Here is a 16,787-nt window from a genome sequence, read left to right on the forward strand (position 1 = left end):
TGAGACACATGCTGCGGAGTTTCCGTCGTGCACTGCTGGGCGGCTCGTTGAGCCTGTTCGCGATGACTTGTGTCGCCGATGCGCGGCCCGAGCCGTTCGTCATCGATGACATTTATCGCTTGCAGGATCTGGGTACGTCCTTCCGTTTCACTGCCGACGGCACGGCAATGGCATTCATGGTGCGGCGGCCGGTGCGGGACGAGATCGAGCAGCATTACATCTTCTCGAACGATCGTTCCGATATCTGGCTGTACGATCGCGCGACGGGCACGTCTCGCAACATCACTGAGGGAGCGCGCGACCACGCGTCGTTCTGGTACCCGTCATGGTCGCCGAGCGGGAAGAAGCTTGCGATGGTGTCGACGCGCGGTGCGTCGGATGGTCGTGCGCACGTGTGGATCTGGGATCGCGCCACCGGCGAGTCGCGACAACTCGGCGAGCAATTCGCCGGGATCGACAACGACGCAATGGCCAGCGAAGCCGACCACAAGCTGTACTGGCTGTCCGAGTCGCAGCTCGTCTTTCCATCGATTCCGGCGACGCTGGCAACGGCGGAGCCGCGTACCAATCGTGAATTCATACGCATCAAGACCGCGCAATGGCAGGCTTCTCTGCAAGGGCGACAGCCGACCGCTGCCGTCTTCGAGAGCGGTATTCCTCTATCTCGTGAGCAGTTGTCGCAAGGACAGGGATGGGTCAGTTGCAACGTTGCAAGCAATCGCTGCGAGCAGTTGCTGGATTCCCATCTCTACTCCTACATGCACGAATACCTGGGCTCGACGACTGTGCCATCGCCCGAGGGTACTTTGGTGGCGACGCTGGCCATCGCGCAACGGCCGAAGCCCGATCCTGCACGACCGCTCGGACGCTACACCGGCAACGTCTACGGCCTCGACTTCTTCGATCAGAACGGACGCCGCGTCTTCCAATCGCTTCGACGCATGACCAACGTCGCGCTGCCGTCGTTGCGCTGGTCGCCCGATGGCCGCCGCCTGGCGTTCATCGGCAGTTACGACCCGCAAGTGAACCTGGCGGACGGCAAGCAATGCGTCGATACCGACTCGATGGGCATTTATGTGCTGGACACCGCGACGGATACGTTGGAAAAGATCGCATTGCCGGCGCTGCGTCCGGGCGCACGCCAGATCTGGGGCATGTTTTGTCGGCATCAGATGAGCTGGATCGACAATCGTCGCTTGCTGCTCGCGGCGGAAAAGCTGATCCCGCCCTCGGCAACGGGCGCCGCTCGAGCCGAATCGGGTTGGTGGGTGCTCGATGGCAAGGCAGCGCCGCGCAATCTCACTGCCACTCTGGACTTCGTTCCGGAGCGTCTGTATCCGGCGCTCGACGGCCGCGCGTGGTTGTTCGCGCGCAATGGCAATCTATGGCTGCTGTCGACAAACGGGGCGGTGAAGCGGCTCACTTCTCATCCGGACACAAACATGGCGCCGCGCATCCATTGGACGGATGCCGACGAAAGTCGCGGGGGGCGCGTCGCTCGCGTGGTGTACGACCTGCAAGGCGAGGTAGGCAAGTCCATCGCCAAGAACGCGGAGTCGGCGTCGGCCTTGTATCGATTGGATCTGCGGCAGGGCGAGTCCAAGCGCATTCCTCTGCCGAGCGATCGCAGCACCTATTTCTCATTCTCCGGTGCCAACGATGCAGCCGTGCTGGTCGATAACGATCGTACCGGCACGCGTGTGTGGCTGTCGGCAGCCGGTGCGGCCTCGGCAAAGCAGGTGTTCCAGGCAAATTTGTTTCTGAACGACATTGCCGAAGGCGAGTTGCGCTCGTTCGACTATGTGAGCTTGCGCGGCGAGCCCTTGAAGGCCTGGCTGGTGCTGCCGGTGGGCTATCAGCCGGGGCGCCGTTATCCGATGGTGACCTGGGTCTATCAGAGTCTGGTGCAGACTGCGCAGCCGCCGCGGCTCGCATCGATTTCAATGCTCAATCCGCTGAACCTGCAGACCCTGGCATCACGCGGCTATGCCGTGCTGTTGCCCAGCATGCCCGGGCTGACGCATGACTACAAACGACTCACGACCGGGGTGCTGCCCGCCATCGACAAGGCGGTCGAGATGGGCATCGCCGATCCGGATCGTCTCGCGGTCATGGGCCAGAGCAACGGCGGTTTCTCTACCTACGGCCTGATCACCCAGACGAATCGATTCAAAGCGGCGATTGCGCTGGCCGGCATGACGGATTTCTCTTCCATCGCGATGGAGTTCGAGGGCGACTATCTCGGCCCGGGGGCCACCGAGGTGGGGTTGACCTACGGTCGCTTCGACCTGCTGGAGACGCGCATGGAATTCGGCTTGCCTTGGAACAGCCTCGTCACGCATCGAAACAGCCCCATCTCGCACGTGGACTTCGTGCAGACGCCACTGTTACAGCTGCATGGCGATCACGACGGCGTGCCGATCGCGCAGGCGCAGGAGTTTTTCACGGCCATGCAGCGTCTCGGCAAACGGGCGAGGCTGGTGGAATACATCGGCGACGATCATGTACTGCAGTCGCCCGCGAACGCGCGTCATAGCTGGGAACAGATTTTCGAGTGGCTCGCGGAGTACGTTCGCTGAGAACGAGCATTGCATAGATCCCGGCAGCACGCCGAGTTTCACGCTTCCCTGGAGAGCCATGTCATCGGGATGGGCAGTTCTGACGGAGTGGGGGCGGTGGCTATCGGGCGATGGGTTGCCACCCCCCACCCATCGCCCGATACAAATTCACGCTCGCATTCAATCCATCAGCCTGAATCTGAACCATCGCAAGCTCCGCGGAGAGCAAGCCACGCTGCGCATCCAGTTGATCGAGAAATGGGGAGTAGCCCGCGCGGTAACGATTCGTCGCGTGACGTAGTGCTTCGGCAAGTGCGTTACGTTGGGCTTCCACGTGTTCGGCTTGCTCGGAAAGTCGTTGAAGCGCGATGAGTCCATTCTCGACTTCGGAGAGAGCGTCGAGGACGGTTGCGCGATAGTTGAATGCCGCCTGATCGCGCAAGGCCGCGGCTTCGTCGCGTTGAGCGGATGCGAGGCCGCCGTCGAAGAGCGGTGCGAGCACGCTGGCGCCGATAGAAAACAAACTGATGGGATCGTCTTCCAGCCCGCTCGCAAACACCGCGCCGGCCGCGCCCGTGAGTTGCAATTTAGGCAGGAACGCCCTACGCGAAGCGGCGAGATTCAGATCGGAGGCGGCGAGTTGATACTCGGCTTGTGCGATGTCAGGGCGACGACGCAGTACTTCCGCGGGCAGCCCCTCGGGGATGGGTGGGATATTCAACGCGGCCAATGCGACACCGCGTTCGATCGTGCCGGGCGGTTCGCCGATGAGAGTGCTCAGTGCATTCTCCTGCTGAGCGATCGCGAGCTCCAGTTGAGGAACGGACTGCGCTGTCGATTCATATTCGGCTTGGGCTTGCGCGAGGTCGAGGCGCGAGGAATAGCCGACGCGTGCTCTCGACTCTGCGATATGCAGTGCCTCGGTGCGAGCGCCGAGAGTCTCGCGCGTGACTTTCAATCGCGCATCGAGTGCGCACAAGGTGATGTATGCGCTGGCAGTCGCCGAGGCGACGGAGAGGAGGGCGGCATCATGAGCGGCCTCACTCGCAAAGTACTGCTGACGCGCGGCGCCGGCGAGGTTGCGGACCTGGCCGAACAGGTCCACTTCCCATGCCGCTTGCAGTTGCGGCTCGACCGAGGAGCCTGTTGAAGGCGTGCCGAAGGCGCTCAATGAGCGAGCCCGCGCGCCGCCAACAGCCAGGTCCAGGGAGGGAATCAAACGTGAGCGTGCTTGACGCTCCTGGGCCTGTGCTTCTCGAACGCGAGCAGCGGCGATGGCGACATCGGCGTTATTGGCCAACGCGCGCTCGATCAACTCATCGAGCACCGGATCGCCATAGCGGTGCCACCATTCCTTCTCGATCGCAACCGTCGGGCCGGTCGAGACTCGCCATTGTTGGGGTGGCTGAATGGTGGCGCCCGGTGGTGGCGGACGACTGGAGAGCGCACAGCCGGACAATGCGCCGACGAGCGCAAGGATCGTCAGGTGCACGCTCCAGCGGTTCATCGTTGCGGTCTCTCGCGCGTATCGACTTCTACCTCCACCGACATGCCGGGACGCAGCCGCTTCGCGAGCGGCTGATCAGGATCGACAGCGATACGCACCGACATTCGCTGCGCGACCTTCACGAAGTTGCCGGTGGTGTTGTCCGATTTCAGCACGGCGAACTCCGAGCCTGTGGCCGGAGCGAGACGCTCGACGCGCCCGGTGAGGCGAGCGCCAGCCAATGCGTCGACATAGAACACCGCGGGCTGGCCCGCGGCCATGTGCGCGGTCTGCGCTTCCTTGAAGTTGGCGGTGACCCAGAATTTCTCAGGCACGACGTACATCAGCTGCGTGCCGGCAGTGACGTACTGGCCGACGCGCACGCCCACATCGCCGAGCTGTCCGTCCACAGGCGAGCGGATCGTCGTGTTCGACAGATCGATCTCCGCGAGCTTCAGCGCCGCTTGCGCCGACTCGACGGCAGCATCGAGACCACCGCGACCCACTTCGACGGCGACGATGTCCTGCTTGGCGATCTCTCCGGCCGCGCGTGATTGGTCGACGGCGGCTTCTGCCGCTCGCAGCGCTGCGGTAGTCTGGTCGCGCTCTCTGAACGATACTGAGCCATCGGCGATCAGTTCCTCAACGCGCTTTGCATCAGCTTGCGCCCGCAGCAGCTGTGCCTTTGCGTTTTCCAACGAGGCGGCCTGCGCGGCGGCGGTCGCGTGTTTGGAGCGCAGCGTTTGTTCGGAGTTGGCGCGATTGGCGGTGGCTGCGGCCAGATTCGCGCGGGCCTGATCGACGCGCTGGTGGTAAATGCGATCGTCGATCTGCGCGAGCACGTCGTGAGCTTTGATCGTTTCGTAATCCTGCACGGGCACGGCGACGACATAGCCGCTCACTTGTGGGCTGATCAGCGTGGTCTGTCCGCGAACGTAGGCGTTGTCGGTGATCTGAATCGACCGCGAGAATGGCGGTAGCTCCCACGCATACAGCACGATCAATATGCCGGCGAGCGCGGCGCCGATGACGATGAGCGTCGTCGCGAGCGTGTGCTTCGCCGGCGCCCAGCCCGTCGGTGCATTCTTTTGCAGCGGTGTTTCGATGGGCTCTGTGACCCGCGGTTCTTCTGGGGGAGGGGCTGCGCTCACGAGGCTGGACTCATTGATATAGGCTCACTGGTTACTGGGCGCGTCTCTTCGCGATGGCTGCGAGGGCGCCGGCCATCGGGTTCACGCCTGTGATGTACATGCGTAGCTGTCGCGTGCCAATCCATATCAGGGTCAGGCATGCCAGCACGGCAATGGTCAAAAACACATCGTTGAACGCCAGCACGTTCGCCTCGCGAGTCACTTGCTGTGACAGCAATGCCGCGCCTTGGGCCGAGCGCAGCGTCGGATCGGTGACGGCGCCGCCATACGCGCCGCCCAATGCTTGCAGGCGAGCTGCGACTTGCGGATCCGTCAGCGTCAACGATTGCACGATGGAATGCGCATGGAACTTCTCGCGCATGATCTGAAAGGAGCCCAGAAAGGCCGAGCCCGCCAGCCCGCCGAGTGCCTGAGTGATGCTGAAGATGGCGGAGAAAGTGACGATGTGATTCGGCCCGCGCGCCATCGCCTGCAGGATACCGATCAGCAGTGTCGGGCCCATGAAGAACACGGCGGCAAAGGCGATCAGCGACTGACTGATGACCATGTTCTGGGGACGGATCAGATTGGTCGAGTGGGCGTCGATGAAGGCGCCGATCGCGATCAGCAGCACCGAATAGAAAATGGGCCGGCCCAGATTGGCCGGATTCACCGTGAGCGCGCTGGCGGCGATGCCGAGCGCGGTGACCAGGGAAATCACGACGAACAGATTGAACAGCTGATCGTTGTTCACGCCGAGCGCGGTCAGCAGGCCGATGGCGCCATAGGTCTGTTCCGACAGCAGCACTCGTACCGTGGTTGCGACCAGTGCGAAGCGAACGATGATCCCGCTGCCCATCCATCGCGTATTCAACAAAGGATTGGCACGATTGTGCTCGATCAACAGGGCAGCGGTGATCAATACGATCGCGCCACACAGGGCGTAACCGAGCCACGGTGCCTCCGTCCACCACAGGACCCGGCCGAGCCCGAGGAAGGCGCACAACAAAGCGACGCCCGGCGCATAGAGCGCGAACGTCACGAAGTCGAGCTTCTCGAAGGCTTTCATGCGCTCACTGGGCGGCAGGCGAAGCAGAAAGACCGCGGCCAGACACAGGATCGACAGCCCCAGCTCGAATATGTACAGCGCGCGCCATTGTCCGAGCTCGAGCAAGTCGGATGAGAACAGACGCGCGAGTGGAGTTGCGAGTTGCGGCACGCCGATGCCGAGCACGATGCCCTTGAGTCGATGCGCGGCCGGCATCGATTGAATCATATACAGCAGGCCTAGCGTGGACAGCGCACTGGCGGCGATGCCGCTGGCTCCGCGCACGATGAGCGATGTCGCGTACTCATGAACGAAGACGTGCGCAGCGGTCAGGAAGATATAGGCGGCAAGGAAGATTCGCGCGAAGGGCACGAGACCGAACTGCTGGCGAAACTTCACCAGCAGCAGGCTCGTGGAGACGTTGGTCATGGTGTAGACCGTGGTCATCCACGCAGCCTGGTCGCTATAGAGACCGAGCGCGCCCTGGATGTTCTGGAGATTCGCCGAGACCAGGGCATTGCCCATGGCGCCAGTGATGCCGATCAGCAGTCCGATCAGGAAGTAGCCGACGCGGCGCCCGGTGGGATGGTCGGGAGATGCGGGCGAGCCCGGCATCATGGGCCGTTCATGCGGCTTGAATTGGTATTCGCCCGCCTCGTCGGTCATGGGGACATCGTACGGGGTCGTTTGGCGGGCTGCAGTAGTGAACTACCGGGGGATTCCCTCTTGTGGGTATCATCGGGCGTAAACGAGTTGCGTGGGGAGTGTCGAGTCATGGTGAAGCGGGCGGCGTGGTTGCTGGTCGCGTGGTTGGGCGTGGTCGCACCGGCTGGGGCTGCGCTGAAGCCGGCCGAGGAAGCGGCTCTCGATACGCTCGCCAAGGACGCGGTCAGCAAGGGTCAGACGGCCGGGCTGGTCGTCGCCGTGGGCGAGGTGGGCAAGGCGCCGGTCGTGCATGCTTATGGGGTCGCGAATCTGGAATGGCAGGCCGCGACCACGGTCGATACCGTCTTCCGGGTCGGTTCCATCACCAAACAATTCGCCTCCGCCTGCATCCTGCTGCTCGCCGAGCAGAAGAAACTGACGCTGGATGACAAGCTCTCGAAATATTTCCCGGAGTTCCCGCGCGCGGCTGAAGTGAGTATCCGTCAGCTGCTGAATCACACCTCCGGCGTGCACAGTTATCCCGGCCGGACCGAGGCGACGATCGTGCGCGCCGGCATCTCGGTGCCTGACATGGTGAAGCATCTGGGCAGCCTGGGGTATGACTTCGACCCGGGCACGAACTGGGACTACAGCAATTCCAATTATTTCCTGATCGGCGCCATCATCGAAAAGGTGAGCGGTCAAACGTTGCGCGACTTTGCGAGGGAACGATTGTTTCAACCGCTGGGCTTGTCTCAGACCGCGATCGATAGGAACCAGGACGTCGTGCCGCACCGGGCGACGGGCTACGAGCGGGATCGTGCGAAGCCGGGCACCTACGTCAATGCGGTCTATTCAGATATGAGCGTGCCGGGAGGCGCGGGCGCGCTTCGGACGACGGCGTCGGACCTGATCAAGTGGACCGAGGCACTGCATGGCGGTCGGGTACTCAATGCCGCTTCATATAAAGAGATGACGACCGTGGCCCAGGTCCCGGGCAAGAACGATGTGTACTACGGGCTGGGATTGTGGCTGAAACCGGAGCAGGGCCATCCGTTGATCAGTCACAACGGGGGCATCGACGGCTTCGAATCGAATCTGGTCTATCTGCCCGAACGCAAACTGACCCTGGTCATCCTGACCAACACTCAAAACGGCACAGGCGAACTGCGAGCCCGAATGCTCGACGCGCTGTTCGGCAGCGCTCACGAATGAGCGCTGCCATTCGAGACAGCGCTTACTGAGCCGCGAGGACGCGGATCTCCACCGCGTACTTGGGCGAAGCGAGCCTGGCTTCCACGGTCGCACGCGTCGGCGTGTTGCCCGGGCTGACCCACTTGTCCCACACCGAGTTCATTTCGGCGAACGTGCTGATGTCGGCCAGCCAGATCGTCGCTTCCAGCAGACGTGTCTTGTCGCTGCCGACTTCGGCGAGGGATTCCTCGATCTGCTGGAGAATGTCCTGGGTCTGCGCGGCCACGGACTGGCCGGGCGCGTTTTCGGCCACATAGCCGGACAAGTAGATGGTGCCGTTGTGGATCACCATGCTGCTCATCCGCGGACCGACTTCGTAACGCTTGATCTCACTCATTTGTCTTACCTTCGAGTTGCCTCGGGAGTCACGAGGGGCGCGTAGTTTCGCCATCCGCGCCTGCCGCGGCAATGCGGCCCTGGAAATATTTCCCATGACTTGCGGCGGCGATCCGTGCTATGACGCGGCCATGCATGCGCCATCGGCAGAAGATTTACTGGCGGACGTGGCCATGGCGGGCCGGATCGACGCGATCACCGCCATTCTCAACGTGATCTGCCGCGTAACCAAGTTGCGCTTCGCGGCGGTGGCGCGGGTCACTGAGGATCGGTGGATTGCCTGCCAGGTGCGCGACGAACTCGGGCTCGGGCTGACGCGTGGCAGCGAGCTGCCGATCGAGACCACGATCTGCAACGACATCCGCCAACGCGGTCACGCGGTGGTCATCGACCACGTCGCCGAAGATGAGCGGTTCTGTTCGCATCCCGTGCCCGCCAGGTACGGTTTTCAAAGCTACATCTCGCTGCCCATCGTGTTGCCCGATGGCACGTTCTTCGGCACGTTGTGTGCCCTGGATACGCTGCCGGCCAAGGTCAGCAGCGACGAGACCTTCAGCATGTTCAAGCTGTTCGCCGATCTGGTGGGCTTTCACCTCGATGCACAGAAGAGGATCGATGCCAACGCGGCGCTGTTGATGGATGCGCGCCAGAGCTCGGACCTGCGCGAGCAGTTCATCGCAGTGCTCGGCCACGACCTGCGCAATCCGCTGGCGGCGATCTCGGCGGGCAGCCGCGTGTTGATGAAGCAGGAACTCAACGATCAGGCGCACGATGTGCTCGCGTTGATGCAGGGCTGTGTCCGGCGCATGACAGGCTTGATCGACAACGTGCTCGACTTCGCCCGCGGTCGGCTGGGCGGCGGACTGGTGCTCGAACGAAACGCGAAGGAGCCGCTCGAGCCGACCTTGCTACACGTCATCGACGAGCTGCAGACCGCCTGGCCGGATCGGATGATCGATCTGTCGCTCGGGCAGATCGGCTTCGTGGATTGCGATCGCGCCCGGCTCGGACAACTGGTGACGAACCTGGTATCGAATGCGCTGATTCATGGCGCGCCCGGGGCGCCGGTGAGAATCTCCGTCGGCAGCGAAGGCGGTCAACTGCTCATCGATGTGAGCAACACCGGCGAGCCCATTCCGGCGGCCGTGCTCGACAAGTTGTTTCATCCGTTCGTCAGGATGGCCTCCCAATCCCAGCAACATGGGCTCGGGCTGGGTTTGTATATCGCGAGCGAGATTGCCAGAGCGCACGGCGGCACGCTGACGGCCACATCCTCGAAGGACGAAACGCGCTTTACGTTCCGCATGCAGATGTGCGGCGTCGGGCAAGAGCGCGTCGTGCAACAGCGCGCCGGCTGAGGCGGTGTTACGGTTTCTGCGCTGATTTCTTGCCGGGCTTCACGGCACGATCGATCGCATTCTCGCTATGGGCTTCGAGGCTGAACACCAGCAGCGACCGGCCCGTCACGCCGTAGGCTTCGCCGGTCGTGAAGATGGCTTTGCGACCGGTCGGCAGGTCGGGAAGATTGGTATCGATCAGCAACGTCCAGCGCGCATCGGGCGAATCTCCGGGCAGCGTGAACTCCACCAGATCGTGAAAGGCATTGAGCACGATCAACAGCGCGGCGTCGTGCGCTCGTTGCCGCAGACCGGTCGCCTGCGCGCGACCGTCGAGCAACATGCCGAAGCACAGCATACGGTCATCGGTCCATTGCTCGTCCTCCATCTCCTTGCCGCTCGCGTTGATCCAGGTGATCTCTTTCAGACCCAGGCGCGGGTCTTCCTGCCCGGACAGGAAACGGTTGCGGCGAAGGATGGGGAACTTCATGCGCAGTGCGGTCATCTGCAGCACGAACCGCACCAGCGTCTCGTTCTTTTCAGCCAGCGACCAGTCCACCCAGCTGATGTCGTTGTCCTGACAGTAGGCGTTGTTGTTGCCATTCTGCGTGCGACCGAATTCATCGCCGGCGAGCAGCATCGGCGTGCCTTGCGACAACAGCAGGGTCGCCAGGAAGTTGCGCATCTGCCGGGCACGCAGCGTGTTGATGCCTTCGTCGTCAGTCGGCCCCTCGGCGCCGCAGTTCCAGGAACGGTTGTGCTCGTGACCGTCCTTGTTGTCCTCCTGGTTCAGTTCGTTGTGACGCTCGTTGTAGCTCACCAGGTCGTTGAGCGTGAAGCCATCGTGGGCCGTGATGAAATTGACGCTGGCGTACGGCCGGCGACCGTACTTGTTGAAGATATCCGCGGAGCCATACAAACGCGGCGACACTTTTCCGGCGGACGCTTCGCCGCGCCAGAAATCGCGCACGGTGTCGCGATACTGATCGTTCCATTCGGCCCAGCCCGGCGGAAACCCGCCCACCTGATAGCCGCCGGGGCCGCAATCCCACGGCTCGGCGATCAGCTTCACGCGGCTCAACACCGGATCCTGTGAGCAGGCTTTCAAGAAGCCGCTCTGATTGTCGAAGCCATTGGGCTCGCGCGCGAGGATGGTGCCGAGATCGAACCGGAAGCCATCGACGTGCATCTCGTTCACCCAGAAGCGCAGGCTGTCGGTGACCATCTGGATCACTCGCGGGTGACTCAGGTTCAGCGTGTTGCCGGTGCCGGTGTCGTTGATGTAGTAACGCTTCTGTTCGGGCATCAGCCGGTAGTACGAGGCGTTGTCCACGCCCTTGAAGCACAGCGTCGGACCGCGCTCGTTGCCTTCGGCGGTGTGGTTGTAGACGACGTCCAGAATGACTTCGAGGCCCGCGTCGTGAAAGCGCGCCACCATCTCCTTGAATTCCTGTACGCCGCGCCTGGGGTCGATCAGGTAGCGCGGGTCGGCCGCGAAGAAGCCGATCGAGTTGTAGCCCCAATAGTTGGTCAGCCCCTTGTCGAGCAACAGGCTGTCGTTCACGAAAGCGTGGATCGGCAGCAGCTCGACCGTGGTCACGCCAAGTGACTTGATGTACTTGATGACTTCGGGAACGGCGAGCCCCGCGAACGTGCCGCGCAGCTCCTCTGGCACGAGCGGGTGCTGCTTGGTATAGCCGCGCACGTGAGTTTCATAAATGATGGTGCGATCCCAGGGCACCAGCGGGCTCACCGATTGTTTCCAATCGAAGGTCGAGTCCGCCACCACGCACTTGGGGATGAAGGGGGCGCTGTCCCGCTCATCGAACGTCAGGTCGTCGCCTTCGGCACCGATGGTGTAGCCGAACAGGGCGTGATCCCAGCGCAATTCACCCACGAACTCGCGTGCGTACGGATCGATCAGCAGTTTGTTGGGGTTGAAGCGGTGGCCCGCCTCGGGTTCATACGGGCCGTGCACCCGATAGCCATAGACCGTGCCGGGACCGACATCGACCAGATAGCCGTGCCAGACTTCGTCGGTGTACTCCGGCAGCTCGATGCGCTCGAGCTCCTTCTGGCCGTCCGCGTCGAACAGGCACAGCTCGACCTTGGTGGCATGGGCGGAGAACAGGGCGAAGTTGGTGCCTTGCCCGTCCCAGAATGCACCTCTGGGATAAGGCAGGCCCTCACGCAACTGGGAGGCGAAGCTTCGGCTCAAAGTGACACCCGATTCGAGCTGGGGAACGACCGCAGAGCAACGCTCAGCGGGTAGGAACGTTCCCTAAGCGCGGGCTTTCCTGGCGGCGCGCTGCCCGGTGGTTTTCTTTCGGGCCGTCTTTTTCTTCGCGGTCTTCTTCTTAGGAGTCCTGCCGTACAGCTTGCGCAACTCCTCCTTGGCGCCTTCGAGCTTGCGCTTGCTGGCGGCCGGTAGTGTTTTACCGGCACGATTGCCGTAGAAGGTCAGCATGGACATGGCCGATCGATACGGCGAGGACTTGCGTTTATGACTGCGATCGGCCGATCGCTTCAAGGACAGCGCGATGCCGCGAGCGCTGGCGCGGGTGAACACGCCTGCTTCCAGCGTCAGTGCATCGCTGGTGTCGGTGACTCGCTGCGACCAGCGTTTCTTGCGGGCGGTGGCCATGGGGACGCAATGATCCAGCCACGCCAACGTTCCCGCCGCGGACTCATTCCTCGAACTGCAGCGTCCAGGTCTCGCCGATCAACGATTGACCGAAGCTGGTGTGAGGCTCGCTCTTGTCGAGCTTGAAGTCCGCCGCCGCGTAGAGTTTGCGCGCCGCGAGCAGGTTGCTTTGGGTCCAGAGTGTCACACCCTTGTAACCTGCCTCGCGCGCGAAGCTGACGCACTCGTGCACGAGCATGCGGCCGACGCCATGACCGCGAGCGGTGTCTTCGACCAGCAGCAGGCGCAGCTTCGCCATGCCTTCCGGTCCGCGCACCACCATGACCGTGCCGACGGGCTCATCGCCCAGTTCGGCGATCCAGCAGCGCTCGGTGGCGGCGTCGAACTCGCGCAGAAACTTCGCGCAGATCTCCGCGACCAGCGCTTCGAATTCGCTGTTGAAATGATATTCCCGGGCATACAGCGCGCCGTGGCGCTGAATGATCCAGCCCATGTCGCCGGCTCGATGGGTTCGCAACCGGACGGTCGGCGTCGTCGGGCGCGCGCTGAGGAGTGTTTGCACTTGACGTAGATGCGCTTGCAGTTGGACCTGTTGATGCCAGGGCAGGGGTTCGAGCAGCTTCGCGACCTCGTCGCGGGCTTGCTGATTGACCGCGGCGAAGGCTTTGCGGCCTTTCGCCGTGAGTAACAGGTGAGATTTGCGGGAGTCGTTCTCGGAGCGCTCGCGCTTCAGCCAGCCGCGTTTTTCGAACTGAGCGAGGATGCGGCTGATATAGCCGAAGTCCATGCCGAGCGTTCGCACCAGATCGGCCGCCGTCAGGGCCTCGCTGTTGGCAACTTCGTAGAGCACCCGCATCTCGGCCAGGGAATAGTCGCCGCCCAGCAGATTGTTGCCGAGCACGCCGATGGTCCGGGTGTAGAAGCGGTTGAACTGACGGATATCGGCGATGATGGTCTCGGACGCGGCGTTCATGGCGGTTTCTCCCTGCGCCAGACGTTCGCGCAATTACTTGACGATGTCAAGTATCAGTGCCTGCCAGCTGCTGGCAGGTTTTCCGGCTCGCGACCGCGGCCCGTTTGGCGCACAATTCGCGGGTGACAAAGCTCCGTGGCTTCATTCTTCAGGCCAGTTATCGCGTGGTCTCCGGCGCCGCTGGAACGCGCGTTCCTGTCATTCACGTTTATGGTCGTCTGGAAGACGGCGGCACCTTTCTGGTCCGCGACAACCGGCAGCGACCGCACTTCTACATCAAGACCGCCGATGTCGAGCGTGCCAGTGCACTGACGTCCCAGCGGCCCGTGCCTCTGGAGAAGCGCACCTTCAACGGCGAGCCGGTGTCGCGTTTCGATATGGAGACGCCGACCGACGTGCCGGGTCTGCGCGATCGCATGCACGATGCGGGCATCGATACCTACGAAGCCGATGTCCGGTTTGCGATTCGTTATCTGATCGAGCGCGGCATCAAGGGCGGCTGCGAGATCGAGGGTGAGGCCACGCCGGGCGAGGGTATCACCTGGGTGTTCGACAACCCCGAACTGCGGCCCGCCGACGTTCGCATCGAACCGCGCGTGTTGTCGTTCGATATCGAAACCGATGGCAAGGGCGAGCGGCTGCTCGCGATCTCGATGTACTCGAACCAGATCGACGAAGTGCTGATCGTCGATGGCAGCGATCGACCGATGCCGGAGCAGGCCACGCGTTGCGTCGACGAATACTCCGCGCTCACCGCGTTCTGCGAACGGGTGCAGCGGCTCGATCCCGATGTGATCACCGGCTGGAACATCGTCGACTTCGATTTGACCGCGCTCCAGAAGATGGCGCAGCGGCTGCGGCATCCGTTCAACCTCGGCCGCGATACCGGTGCGATCCGCATCCGTAAGGCCGAGGGGTATTTCGGCAGCGGCCAGGCCAGCATCCCCGGGCGCCTCGTCATGGACGGCATCGACCTGCTTCGCGGCGCGTTCGTGCGCATGGACGACTATTCGCTCGATGCGGTCGCGCGCGAAGTGCTCGGCGAGGGCAAGGCCGTATCGGGCGATGTGCGCGACCGTCTGGCCGAGATCATTCACAACTATCGTAACGATCTGCCCGCGTTCGCCTTGTATGCGCGCACCGACGCGCGGCTGGTGTTTGAGATCGTCGGCAAGTTGAATGTGATTCATCTCGCCGTGGCGCGCAGTCAGCTGACCGGCATGACGCCGGATCGAGTCGCGGCCAGCATCGCGTCGTTCGACTTCCTGTATCTGTCGGAGCTGGAAAAGCTCGGCATCGTCGCGCCCACCGTTCGCTCCAGCGACTCACGCGTGTATGAGGCTCAGCAGGGCGGCCACGTGCTCGAGCCGCTGACCGGGTTGCACCGGAATGTCTGGGTGTTCGACTTCAAGAGCCTGTATCCCAGCATCATTCGCACGTTCAACATCGACCCGTTGTCCTACGTCGCGCGGCCGCAGCCGGAGGAGGACTTGATCGAGACGCCGGGTGGCGCGTTCCGCAGGGAGCCGGCCATCCTGCCGCGCGTGCTCGATGAGTTGTTTCCCCGACGTGATGTCGCGAAGAAGAACGGCGACGAAGTGGCTTCGCACGCCATCAAGATCTTGATGAACTCCTGTTATGGCGTGCTCGGTACGCCTGCCTGCCGCTTCTATAATCCGGCGCTCGCCAACTCCATCACCGGTACGGGGCGCGAGATTCTGCTGTGGTCCAAACAGTGGTTCGAAAGCGCGGGCTACACCGTGCTCTACGGCGACACCGACAGCTTGTTCGTTCGCTCCGGCATGCCCGATGCCGACGAGGCGCGCGCCACCGGTAAAGAGCTTGCGGCCAGGTTGAATCGCGAGATCGCGGAATACATCGCGAAGGAATGGCGCGTCAGCAGCAAGATGGAGCTGAAGTTCGAGAAGCTCTATTTGCGACTATTTCTGCCCAGAGCCCGCGGCAGCACTCGTGGCGCGAGCAAGCGATATGCGGGCTTGCTCAATGCCACAGATATCGACGGCGTGCAGTTCGTCGGCATGGAGGTGGTGCGACGCGACTGGACCGCGCTCGCCAAACAAGTGCAGCGTGAGCTCTATCATCGTTTGTTTACGGATCAGCCGGTCGACGTGTATCTGGCCGACATCGTCGGTCGGGTGCGCGATGGCAAGCTCGACGATCAGCTGGTCTACAAGAAGAATCTTCGCAAAGACACCGAGGAGTACACCGCGACCACGCCGCCGCACGTCGTCGCCGCTCGTAAATCGACTCAGCCGTTAGGTCGCTTGATCAGCTATGTGATCACGACCGCGGGTCCGGAGCCCATCGACAACATCCAGCATGCGCTCGATCGCGAGCACTATGTGATCAAGCAGATCAAGCCGGTCGCGGAGCCGGTGCTCGGGACCTTGGGGCTCGATTTCGAGCAGGTCATCGGCGACAGCCGACAGATGGACCTCTACGCGCTACTCGGGGATCGGTGAGCCCAGCGGAATCGACGCGCTCCTCGGCGGTCGCTGAGTCTGGCGGAGCTACGCATTGGCTGGGCGATCATTGCGTTCGGCGGCGCGCCGGGCTATTGCGGCCGTTGGCGGTAGCGCGTGTCGCGGTCGCACGAGACGATGCCGCCGCCGCCGGCGCGGCCTTGTTCTTCCGTCGCGCCGTGCTGATCAGATCCAGCACTTCGCTGATGATGCCTTCCATCGTGCTGCGCGCTTTGGCTGCGTCGCCAGCCTCGATCGCATCGAGCACTTTCTTGTGAATTCCGACGTCGGCCTGCGGCACGCCCTTCACTGAGTTGGTGAGTCGGATGGAAATACGCAGCGCTGCGTTGATGACATCTTCGAGCTGCGCGTAGAAGCGATTGCCCGTGGCATGCAGCACGGCGACGTGAAAGGCGATGTCGGATTCGAGCGGATCGTCTTCGCCGAGCGCCGCGACTTTCATTCGCTCCACGGCGCGACGGATGCGCGCGATGCCTTCAGGGGTGGCATTGCGAGCCGCCAGCGACGCCGCCATCGGCTCGATGGCATAACGAATTTCGGTGAACTCGGCGAGCAGCTCCAGCGAGAACTTTCGTTCCAGCAACCAGCGCAGCACATCGGGATCGAGCAGGTTCCAATGGCTCTCCGGCTCGACCCAGGTGCCCTGGCGAGGGCGGGCGCTGAGCAGGCCCTTGGCGGTGAGCATCTTGACCGCTTCGCGCAGCACCGTGCGGCTGGCGTCAAACTGTTTGCACAGCTCGGCCTCGATGGGAAACGGCGCGGCATCGTTATAAGTCTGGGTGACGACGGCATGACCCAGTTCTTCGACGATGGCGTAGGTCAGGTTCTGTCCGCTGGGTTTGCGCATGCTGCCTGGCTTGTAACGGCTCCGG

At 62.7% G+C, this 16,787-nt stretch carries 12 protein-coding genes; 4 read left to right on the forward strand and 8 right to left on the reverse strand.

Going from position 1 to position 16,787, the window contains the following annotated elements; translation table 11 throughout:
• The first annotated feature begins 8 nt into the window (after nucleotides 1-8).
• Entirely contained in the window at nucleotides 9-2,579 is a 2,571-nt protein-coding gene (locus EKO19_RS25530) for a S9 family peptidase (RefSeq protein ID WP_129779844.1), read from the forward strand.
• 100 nt (nucleotides 2,580-2,679) lie between these two features.
• On the opposite strand, the gene EKO19_RS25535 is transcribed toward EKO19_RS25530, so the two are convergent.
• The 3 genes from EKO19_RS25535 to EKO19_RS25545 are packed head-to-tail and all read right to left on the reverse strand — an operon-like array spanning nucleotide 2,680 to nucleotide 6,888.
• Nucleotides 2,680-4,065, reverse strand: a complete 1,386-nt coding sequence (locus EKO19_RS25535) for an efflux transporter outer membrane subunit (RefSeq protein ID WP_129779847.1) — start codon at nucleotides 4,063-4,065, stop codon at nucleotides 2,680-2,682.
• Complete coding sequence (locus tag EKO19_RS25540; protein WP_129779849.1) at nucleotides 4,062-5,195, reverse strand: HlyD family secretion protein; 1,134 nt, start codon at nucleotides 5,193-5,195, stop codon at nucleotides 4,062-4,064. The genes EKO19_RS25535 and EKO19_RS25540 overlap by 4 nt, the downstream gene beginning before the upstream one ends.
• A 31-nt stretch (nucleotides 5,196-5,226) precedes the next feature.
• A complete protein-coding gene (locus EKO19_RS25545) occupies nucleotides 5,227-6,888 on the reverse strand; it encodes an MFS transporter (RefSeq protein WP_129779851.1) in 1,662 nt (553 codons plus the stop codon).
• 108 nt (nucleotides 6,889-6,996) lie between these two features.
• On the opposite strand from EKO19_RS25545, the gene EKO19_RS25550 reads away from it, so the two are divergent.
• Nucleotides 6,997-8,082 carry a serine hydrolase domain-containing protein gene (locus EKO19_RS25550; RefSeq protein ID WP_157995435.1) on the forward strand — a complete coding sequence of 362 codons (1,086 nt, stop codon included), beginning with the start codon at nucleotides 6,997-6,999 and terminating at the stop codon, nucleotides 8,080-8,082.
• Nucleotides 8,083-8,104: 22 nt separating this feature from the next.
• On the opposite strand, the gene EKO19_RS25555 is transcribed toward EKO19_RS25550, so the two are convergent.
• Nucleotides 8,105-8,458 (reverse strand): RidA family protein, encoded by a 354-nt coding sequence (locus tag EKO19_RS25555; RefSeq protein WP_129779855.1) that lies wholly within the window; start codon nucleotides 8,456-8,458, stop codon nucleotides 8,105-8,107.
• A 94-nt stretch (nucleotides 8,459-8,552) separates the two neighbouring features.
• Between EKO19_RS25555 and EKO19_RS25560 the strand changes: the two genes are divergently transcribed.
• Nucleotides 8,553-9,815, forward strand: a complete 1,263-nt coding sequence (locus tag EKO19_RS25560; RefSeq protein ID WP_217705575.1) for a GAF domain-containing sensor histidine kinase — start codon at nucleotides 8,553-8,555, stop codon at nucleotides 9,813-9,815.
• Nucleotides 9,816-9,822: 7 nt separating this feature from the next.
• Here EKO19_RS25560 and glgX read toward each other — a convergent pair whose 3' ends face one another.
• The 3 genes from glgX to EKO19_RS25575 all read right to left on the reverse strand — a co-directional run bounded on the left by glgX (nucleotide 9,823) and on the right by EKO19_RS25575 (nucleotide 13,411).
• Nucleotides 9,823-12,012, reverse strand: coding sequence for a glycogen debranching protein GlgX (gene glgX / locus EKO19_RS25565; RefSeq protein ID WP_129779857.1), 2,190 nt, complete (start codon nucleotides 12,010-12,012; stop codon nucleotides 9,823-9,825).
• A gap of 63 nt (nucleotides 12,013-12,075) precedes the next feature.
• The gene (locus EKO19_RS25570) at nucleotides 12,076-12,438 is read right to left on the reverse strand and encodes a DUF3175 domain-containing protein (RefSeq protein WP_129779859.1); all 363 of its coding nucleotides are present in this window, start codon (nucleotides 12,436-12,438) and stop codon (nucleotides 12,076-12,078) included.
• A 43-nt stretch (nucleotides 12,439-12,481) separates the two neighbouring features.
• Complete coding sequence (locus EKO19_RS25575; protein ID WP_129779861.1) at nucleotides 12,482-13,411, reverse strand: bifunctional helix-turn-helix transcriptional regulator/GNAT family N-acetyltransferase; 930 nt, start codon at nucleotides 13,409-13,411, stop codon at nucleotides 12,482-12,484.
• 122 nt (nucleotides 13,412-13,533) lie between these two features.
• Here EKO19_RS25575 and EKO19_RS25580 point away from each other — a divergent pair, with 122 nt between their 5' ends.
• On the forward strand, nucleotides 13,534-15,894 hold the full coding sequence (locus tag EKO19_RS25580; protein ID WP_157995436.1) for a DNA polymerase II: 2,361 nt from the start codon (nucleotides 13,534-13,536) through the stop codon (nucleotides 15,892-15,894).
• A 67-nt stretch (nucleotides 15,895-15,961) separates the two neighbouring features.
• On the opposite strand, the gene EKO19_RS25585 is transcribed toward EKO19_RS25580, so the two are convergent.
• Nucleotides 15,962-16,762, reverse strand: a complete 801-nt coding sequence (locus EKO19_RS25585; protein ID WP_129779865.1) for a FadR/GntR family transcriptional regulator — start codon at nucleotides 16,760-16,762, stop codon at nucleotides 15,962-15,964.
• Nucleotides 16,763-16,787: the final 25 nt, after the last annotated feature.

This window comes from Peristeroidobacter soli, from assembly GCF_004138485.1.
Classification (GTDB): domain Bacteria; phylum Pseudomonadota; class Gammaproteobacteria; order Steroidobacterales; family Steroidobacteraceae; genus Steroidobacter; species Steroidobacter soli.